This is a genomic window from Actinomycetota bacterium, assembly GCA_035759705.1.
In the GTDB taxonomy this organism is placed as follows: Bacteria; Actinomycetota; CADDZG01; order JAHWKV01; family JAHWKV01; genus JAJCYE01.
Map to the genome: position 1 here is coordinate 1 of DASTUJ010000170.1, position 8225 is coordinate 8225.

Below are 8225 nucleotides of genomic sequence, written 5' to 3' on the forward strand. Positions count from 1 at the left end.
TCCAACGACAACTGGAACTACCTGTGGCCCACCTTCAGCGACAGCATGGGCGACTACGACGGTTCTTCCTACGAGTTTTGGATCCTTATGCGAGGCCTGACCGAGCGGTTCGGCACCAGCGCCGCGGGCGGCGGCGAGCAGATCATGCAGGACTTTTGGGAGCTGACCAGCAAGGGCACCCACAACAACCTGGGCGCCCTGGCGGCCGGAGTGACGGCCAAAGGCACCACCCTGGGCGACGCCTTTCACCAGCAGGCAATCGGCACCGCTTTCATGCGCACCTGTGGCGGCGGCTATGTCGCACCGTTGTGCTTCGAGGAGGCCGCCGGATACGTGGGACTGGCGGGCCTGCCGCCGACTTCGGGGACCATTGCTTCCGTCGGCGGCAGCGTCAACAGCAGTCTTGAGGACGACTACGCCGCCCGGTGGTTCACCCTGCCGGCCGCGAGCGGCTACTCAGTTTCTCTCACGAACACGTCGACCGGAGGCCAGTTGCGCGCTTCTGCAGTTTGCGACACCGGCAACTCACTTGTTGTGAGCCCGTTGTCCGCACCTCCTCTATTGACGCCCACGCCCCTGATCGCGACGCCCTCAATGGTGATTTTGCTAGGTGCCTTCGACGCGACGACGTGTGTACGCAGGCTGGTTGTAGTCACCAACCAGCAGCAGTCGGCAGGAAATCCCTCCAACTCCGCCACCCGAAGCTTCACCCTCAACACAGCCGCCGGCGGACCCGGTGCTCCGACGGGGGTAATCGCAAACGCCGGCAACGCCTCGGCGACTGTGACCTGGACCGCCCCGGCGGCGAACGGGGGCTCGCCGATCACCGGCTACACGGTGACCTCTTCCCCCGGCGGCTTCACTGCCGGCGTCGGGGCCGGAGTTGTGACCGCCAGGGTTTCGGGCCTGACCAACGGGACCTCGTACACCTTTACCGTCAGGGCGAACAACTCCGCCGGCCCCAGTGCCGCCTCGACGCCGTCGAACGCGGTGACGCCCCGCTTCCCGACGGTTGCCGACTTCGACGGCGACAAGGACACCGATCTGAGCGTGTTCCGTCCCGGGACAGGGCAGTGGTTCGTGAAGGACCAGCCGGCCGTTTCGTGGGGCTTGCCCGGCGACATCCCGGTGCCCGGCGACTACAACAAGGACGGTTCGCCCGAGCAGGCCGTCTTCAGGCCTTCCGTCGGGGGCTGGTACATCTCGGGCGGGGCTACCGTCTTCCACGGTTACCAGGGGGATCTGCCGGTGCCGGGGGACTACGACAAGGACGGCGACACCGACGTGGCGGTCTACCGGCCGTCAACCGGCCAGTGGTTCGTCAGGGATCAGTTCACCGTTTCCTACGGCCTGGCGGGAGACCTTCCCGTGCCGGGGGACTACGACAAGGACGGCGACACGGATCTCGCAGTCTTCCGGCCCTCTACCGGCCAGTGGTTCGTGAAGGACCAGTTCGTCGTTTCGCATGGGCTGCCCGGCGACATCCCCGTCCCCGGGGACTACGACCAGGACGGCGACACCGACGTGGCGGTATTCCGGCCGCAGGTGGGCGGCTGGTACGTGAAGGACCAGATCACGACCTTCTACGGCTACACCGGCGACGTGCCGGTTCCGGCCGACTACGACCAGGACGGAGACGCGGACGTCGCGGTGTACCGGCCGTCGACCGGCCAGTGGTTCGTGAAGGACAAGCCGACCGTTTCCTGGGGCCTGGCGGGCGACATCCCGGTCCCCGCCCAGCCGGCCGTTTACCGGGCCCTGTTCGCTCCGTAGTTCATGCCATTACGGATGCGGCGGCACAATGGTGGTATGTCGACGATTAGACGTTTGCCTGTAGCGGTGCTGGCGGTGCTGTTGGCCGCCTCGTTCCTGACATTCGGCGGGATGCTCACCGAGACCGCTATTGCGGTCGACGGCCCATGCGGCCCGAACCCCTGCCCGCCGCCGGCCCCGCCCGACGGCGCCTGCGGCCCCAACCCCTGCCCGGCCCCCGGCACCCTTCCGGACGGGCCCTGTGGACCGAACCCCTGCCCGCCGCCGGCATCGAGCCCCGAAGGGGCCTGCGGCCGCAACCCTTGCCCGCCTGCTGCGCCTCCCACGGGGGCGTGCGGGCGGTCGGCGTGTCCCGCTCCGGCTCCCGTGGACACCTGCGCAGTCAACTCGTGTTCGCCGAGTGCTCCGGGAACGGCGGACACCAAGGCCGCAACGGCGGCGCCGTCGCCGGACCCCGCAGCCCCGGGCGCCGAGGCGTCGCCGGCTCCTGAGGAGAGCGCCCCCGGAGCGGACGAACCGGCGGCACCCGATGCGGCGGAGGCGCCCGAAGATTCGGGTAACTCCACCCGGCAAACGGGCTCGAGGACTCCCCTCCTCGTTCTAGCCGGCCTGGTCGCGCTGGCGGCGGTTGGCGGCTTTGGGCTTTACAGGTTCAGGCGGAGCGGTTCACGCGGATCGGGATAACTCCGGCCCGCGACCAGTCCGAGAGCTTCGGGTCCGTCGCGGCCGAGTCCCTGTACTTCGCCTGAAGCGCGAGGAGCAGGCACAGGTGCAGCCAGATGTAGCGGTCCCAGAGCTGGTTGGTCACGAAGCCTGCCGCGAGGTAGCCGAGGTAACCCGCAGCGAGACCCAGGCTGGTCAGGTCGCCCCGAGTTCGGGCGCGAAGCAGCGCTTTGAGGGCGACAACGCCTAGACCGAAGACGAAGACCAGCCCGAGCAACCCCGCAGAGACCCAGAGCTGAAGGTAAATCGAGTGGGCCGCTTTAGCCGATGTGAAGCCGCCCCCGGTCAAGGGGTTCTCGGTGATGGCGGTGAGCGCTTCGTCGTACGCCCTGACTCTTTCGCGGTTTGAGAGCTCGGCGGAGCGGTCACCGGCCAGCCGAGTGAGCGCGTTCTGTTCCCCCAGGTCCACCACCTTCAGGGTGACAAGGCCCGCCGCAACAGCCAACACAACCGCTCCCCAGGCGATCAGCTTCCAGCTGCGGGTCGCAATCAGAAAGGTCACCACGGTGACTGCCGCGGCCAGGGCTGCGGCTCGTGATCCGCTCATGACGATCCCGAGCCCCAGGATTGCCAGAGCCAAGCCGCCAAGAGCCCAGTGCATCCTCCGGCGTGAGGACATGACCAGCCCGAGCGCCAATCCGATGGCCAGGGCGCTCGACAGCCCCAGGTGGTTGGGGTGGGTTGCCAGGCCGAGGGCCCGCCCATTGGGGTCCCTTATGAACATCGCGATGAGCACGTGAACGCACACTCCCAAAAGGGCGATCCACATCAATCTGCGGACCATCTCCCGTGAGGGGGACCACAGGGCGATGATGACTATCAGGAGAAGGGTTGAGGCGGTGAAGCGCCCGAGCTCGGCCATGCTCGTAACCTGGTCGGTGGCAGTGAACGAGCCCCCCAGCCCGCCGGCGACGGTCAGGCAGGTCAGAACCGCCACCGGAAGGTATCGCCCCAGCTCATTGCGATTTACCGGGTCGCGGGTAAGGCCCGCCGTGGTGGGGATCAGCGAGAGAGCGAATAGCGTATCGGCCAGGGAGACCGGTCCCACTCGCAGGCTCAACATGGATACCGTGAAGGCACCCGCTGCAGCCAAGGTGAAGGTCATGGCCCCCATGCCTCCGATGAACAGGGCCATCGTCAGCGCCAGGCCGCCGACCGCCGCCCCGACACCCAGCCAGGGTGACCCGTCCCACAGCGTGCTTACGGCGCCAACCGCCACGGCCAGGGCGATCGCAGGCAGGATGCCGGCCGCGGGTAGATGGCGTCGTTGAGCCGTGGCCGCATCGGACGGACGCTCTTTTCCATTGGTCGGCTGGTCGAGCATGGCGCTTTACTTTACGGCAGTAGAAAGGTGCCTGAATGAGTTGCGCCCGGAGAGCGCCGGCAGACGTTGGCAATTCTTAAGTTACCCGCGCAAGGGTCCGTCGAGGAAAGCTGCATAAGTGCGGAGTAGGCGGTTAACCTGCCATCCCCGCCCCTTCTCGTGAAGGACAACACACTGCAGGTACAAATTTTTGGCATCAACTACTTCCCCGAAGTGACGGGTATCGGCCCGTACACCACTGGTCTGGCCGAGTTCCTGGCCGACGAGGGACATTGCGTCTCGGTGGTGACAGGGTTTCCGAGCTACCCGCAATGGCGGATCAGGCCGCCCTATCGCCGGTTGCTGTGGCGGAACGAGACCCGCAATGGGGTGAACCTGCGCCGGCGGTGGAACTACGTGCCAACCTCCCAGACGGCCGTTCGCCGGGCTCTTTATGAGCTCACCTTTCTCCTGTCGGGCCTGACTGGCTTGAAGGGGGGCCGGCCGGACCTCATTATCGGCGTCATCCCGAGCATGAGCGGCGGTGTTCTTGCCCGCCTCGGCTCGCACTGGTTCAAAGTTCCGTACTGCCTGGTGTTCCAGGATCTGATGGGGCTCGCTGCACTCCAGAGCGGGATGGAGGGCGGAGTCGCCGTATCGCGGTGGGTCGCCCGAATCGAGCAGTGGGTGATTCGGCGCGCCTCCAGCGCCGGGGTGATTGCCGAGGGTTTTAAGCCCTATGTGGCCGCCTCCGGGATGGCCGAGACGAAGATCTACCGGCTGCGAAACTGGACCGTCACCAAAGAGCCCACCGAGGAGCGGCTGGTCACACGGAAGTGGCTGGGCATCGATCCCCAGGACTTCGTCTGTGTGCACGCCGGGAACATGGGACTGAAGCAGGAGCTGAACAACGTCATCGAGTGCGCCAGACTAGCGGAGGCGGCTGCGCCGGGACTCCGGTTCCTGATGGTGGGCGACGGCAGTCAAAGGGCGCTCCTCGAGGACCTGACCGAAAGTTATGGTCTGAAGAACCTCACCTTCGTCCCTGTCCTGCCGGATGACGACTTCCCGAACGTGCTGGCCGCCGCCGATGTCCTGTTGCTCAATCAGAGCGCCGCGATCGCCGACATGGCCCTGCCCAGCAAGTTGACCGCCTATCTTGCATCGGGCAGAGCCGTAGTCGCCGCGGTGGCGCCGGACAGCGAGACGGCGAGGGAGATCCTCGCGTCGGGGGGCGGCGAGCTGGTGCCGCCGGCTTCTCCCGAGGCCCTCCTCGCCAAGATCACCGAGCTGGCGTCGGACCCGGACCGGCTGGCGGATCTCGGGCGGCGGGGCAAGGACTATGCTCAAACCAGGCTGTCCGTCGCCGAGGCACGCAGGCTCTTCTTTTTATTTCTCGAGGATCTGCTCAAGGCGTAGTGCGTTCCTTGGTTGGTCGCCGGATCAGATCGAGATCGTAGAGCCGGGACGAAGATGGCTGGCGGAGACAACTGGCGAGAGCGATACATGGACCGCTGGTACTCCCGCGCCGGCGGTTGGACCGACGGCACCACCAAGTTCCACGAGATGTGCCGGGAAGCGGTGCGGGGCGCGCAGGAGAACCCGTCGCTGCTGGAGATCGGAGCCGGGCCCCCGAACCCATCGTCCGACTTTTTCGCCGCCCTGGGGACCCTGACGGGGGTCGACGTGGACCCGATAGTGCGGAGCAACCCGGCACTCGTCAATGCGGTGGTCGTCGAGGCCGAGGAGCTGCCTTTCGAAGACTGCAGCTTCGACGCATGTTTCTCGAGCTGGCTGCTCGAGCACGTGGAGGATCCTTCGGTCCACCTCAAGGAGGTGGCGCGGGTCCTGAAGCCGGGCGGGCGCTACGTGGCCCGGACCCCAAACCGCTACCACTACGTCTCCATAGCGGCGGCGATGTCCCCGCACTGGTTCCACCGGCTGGTCGCGAACCGGCTGAGAGCCCTTCCCGAGGAGACGCACGAGCCCTGGCCCACCTACTACCGGCTCAACACCCGGAGGGCGATTACCAGGTCTGCGGCCGATTCCGGGCTGCGGGTGAGCTCGATCGTGCTCATTGAGTCCGAGCCCTCGTATGGCTTTGCCGCACGCCCGCTTTTTCTTCTGTTGATGGCCTACGAGCGGCTGGTGAACTCCACCCCTCTGCTGGAAGGCCTACGTCACACCGTGAACGTCGTCTTCGACAAGCCCGGGCCTTCTGGTGAAAAAGAAGTCGGCCTGGACTGAGCGGCCCTCAGCGTCGGTTGTCGGGTTGTAGATCCCGCCCAGAACAAAGCCCCGCTCGGCCAGATGTGCGATCACCTCGTGCGCCAGTGCCTGACCTGAATAAAGCTCGACAAACGACGCCTCCACTAGGACGTAGTCGAGGAGGCCGAGCAGCTCTCCGACGCCCAGCAGGACGTTCAGCTCTGTGCCCTGGACGTCGATTTTCAGGAGTGCCGGCGGTGTGAGCTGTGAGGAGTCCAGCACCTCGTTAAGCGGCAGTACGCTGACCCTCTCCACGCCGCGCTGCTCCGTACCGGGGAACGTACTCTCCTGCAGAGCGGTTATCGGAAGTAGTGACGACGAGTCGTCGCTGGCGGATACGTGGAAGTCGGCTTCTTCAGAGGTTTTGCCAACGGCTACCCGGTGGAGCACCACCCTTTGATCGCCTTCAAATACCCGCGAATATCGCCGTACGGCTGCTGGGAGGGGCTCAAAAGCAATGATTTGCGCCGAGGGGTGGAGGCGGCGCGCCACCAGGGAAAACTGCCCCCCATTTGCGCCGACGTCGACGATGGAACCGAGCGGGGGCAAACTGCGAAGCAGGGCGTTGTGCTCGATCGCGGGAGCGACGCCGTAGCGCAGTGCCTTCCGGAACCGGCGGTGCCGGACCGCCGCCAGTAACTTGGATGCTTTCTGGGGAAGACTCACTTTCGGAGCTTATGCTAGAGCGACCGCCGATTCTGAAATTCGACCAGCCTCCTCCATGGATGGGAACGCCTGCTCTTGGGATCTAACTCGTCGCTACTGGCCAGCGCCTGGCCTCCGGTCCGCACGATGGGCCGGAAGGCGGTTGAAGCCGGTCTAAGGCGGATCCCCTTCTCCGTGCTCGAGCCGCTCCGGCAGGCGTTCCCGCTTTCCGAGCCGGGCTCGTTGCAGGATCGTGTTCAGCGCCGGATCCTGGCATTTCTGCGGCACCGCGGCCTTCCACCGGACACTGAGTTCTTTACGCTTCAGGACAACCCGGAAATATCGATAGAAGTCTGCGACTCGTTTATCGCCGTCTGGCTTTACTGGTGCGGTGAAAAAAAGGGTTACGAACCCGAGGTGTTGAGGTGGTGGAAGGAATTCTGCAAGACCTCAACCAACGTTCTGGAGCTGGGCGCAAACATCGGCTACTTCACGGTCCAGGGCGCCAAAACCAACTCCTCCGCCAAGTACACGGCTGTCGAACCACATCCGGGCGCCGCTCGCATTTGTCGAAAGAACCTCGACCGTAACGGCATCAGCTCGGTCCAGGTCGTCGAGGCTGCGGCAGTGAGTACGGCACAGCAGCCGGAGATCGACCTGTTCCTTCCCGGGGGCCGGGATCACTACGACGAGGCGCCCTGCAGCGGATTTGCGGGCGGGAACGAGGTTCACCAAGAGGGTACGGAGAACATCTCCGCCTACAACTCGATCAGGGTGGCCGCCGTGGAGCTGCGGGAGCTCATTGCCGGAGTCGACCTGCTCAAGATCGACGTCGAGGGTCAGGAGCACCAGCTGCTGACATCGGTGGACGACCAGATCCGCAGCTCCAGGCCCACCATGTTCCTCGAGGTCCTGCCCGGAACCCCCCGGTTGCGGAGCTGGATCGCGGGCCTCTGCAGCGAGCTGGACTACCGTTGCTTCGTTCCGACCTCCGAGGCTCTGATTCCTCTCAGCGCGGAGGAGCTTTCCGGCGTGTCGCTCGTCGACCGTTTTGGTACCAGGGATCTGGTCGTCACCTGCCGGGCGATTCCGAACCAGGCTTGAGCCGTTCAACGTAGGCTCGGTCCTTGAGCACTCGAATTCCCCACCCTCCCACTTCCGCACCGGAGATCCTGCTCCGAACGCTTAGGCAGATCTGGACCCACCCTGAGAACCGAAACCGCCGGGCCCGCGCGCTGGCCGGGTACTTCGGTTGGCAGGCGTGGGAGCGAACGGTCCGAAGGCCCGTGACCGTCAAGCTGACCGGCGGGATCAAAGTTCGCTGCCACCCGCACAGTCCCATTGCATCGGCGGTCATCTACTACGGTCTCGCCGATCCGGCCGAGATGCGGTTTGTCCTCGGTTACCTGCAGCCCGGTGACACATTTGTCGACGTGGGGGCCAACGTCGGTGTGTACTCCCTACTGGCAGCGTCGGTGCCGGACGTGCGTGTCCTGGCCCTGGAGCCGTCGAG

At 65.5% G+C, this 8225-nt stretch carries 8 protein-coding genes; 6 read left to right on the top strand and 2 right to left on the bottom strand.

Annotation, left to right across the window (positions count from 1 at the left end; genetic code table 11):
- Both VFV09_11475 and VFV09_11480 read left to right on the top strand, forming a co-directional pair.
- Positions 1 to 1773: fibronectin type III domain-containing protein (locus tag VFV09_11475; GenBank protein ID HEU4868336.1), on the top strand; the 1773-nt coding region annotated here is incomplete at its 5' end.
- A 54-nt stretch (positions 1774 to 1827) separates the two neighbouring features.
- Positions 1828 to 2457: an LPXTG cell wall anchor domain-containing protein gene (locus VFV09_11480; protein ID HEU4868337.1), complete on the top strand. Its 630-nt coding sequence runs from the start codon at positions 1828 to 1830 to the stop codon at positions 2455 to 2457.
- On the opposite strand, the gene VFV09_11485 is transcribed toward VFV09_11480, so the two are convergent.
- A complete protein-coding gene (locus VFV09_11485) occupies positions 2426 to 3820 on the bottom strand; it encodes an O-antigen ligase family protein (GenBank protein ID HEU4868338.1) in 1395 nt (464 codons plus the stop codon). The two genes, VFV09_11480 and VFV09_11485, sit on opposite strands and share 32 nt — an antisense overlap.
- 159 nt (positions 3821 to 3979) lie before the next feature.
- On the opposite strand from VFV09_11485, the gene VFV09_11490 reads away from it, so the two are divergent.
- Both VFV09_11490 and VFV09_11495 read left to right on the top strand, forming a co-directional pair.
- On the top strand, positions 3980 to 5218 hold the full coding sequence (locus tag VFV09_11490; GenBank protein HEU4868339.1) for a glycosyltransferase: 1239 nt from the start codon (positions 3980 to 3982) through the stop codon (positions 5216 to 5218).
- 54 nt (positions 5219 to 5272) lie between these two features.
- On the top strand, positions 5273 to 6046 hold the full coding sequence (locus VFV09_11495; GenBank protein ID HEU4868340.1) for a methyltransferase domain-containing protein: 774 nt from the start codon (positions 5273 to 5275) through the stop codon (positions 6044 to 6046).
- Here the strand turns inward: VFV09_11495 and VFV09_11500 are convergent.
- Positions 5975 to 6733 (bottom strand): FkbM family methyltransferase, encoded by a 759-nt coding sequence (locus tag VFV09_11500; GenBank protein ID HEU4868341.1) that lies wholly within the window; start codon positions 6731 to 6733, stop codon positions 5975 to 5977. The genes VFV09_11495 and VFV09_11500 overlap by 72 nt on opposite strands.
- A 75-nt stretch (positions 6734 to 6808) precedes the next feature.
- On the opposite strand from VFV09_11500, the gene VFV09_11505 reads away from it, so the two are divergent.
- Positions 6809 to 7816 (top strand): FkbM family methyltransferase, encoded by a 1008-nt coding sequence (locus VFV09_11505; protein HEU4868342.1) that lies wholly within the window; start codon positions 6809 to 6811, stop codon positions 7814 to 7816.
- A gap of 23 nt (positions 7817 to 7839) precedes the next feature.
- Positions 7840 to 8225 (top strand): hypothetical protein (locus tag VFV09_11510; GenBank protein ID HEU4868343.1); only part of this gene is annotated, 386 nt, incomplete at its 3' end.

Bases quoted from the DNA above. Each gene is read 5' to 3' on its own strand.
- VFV09_11495 (HEU4868340.1), top strand. From the start codon at position 5,273: ATGGCTGGCGGAGACAACTGGCGAGAGCGATACATGGACCGCTGGTAC.
- VFV09_11485 (HEU4868338.1), bottom strand. From the start codon at position 3,820: ATGCTCGACCAGCCGACCAATGGAAAAGAGCGTCCGTCCGATGCGGCC.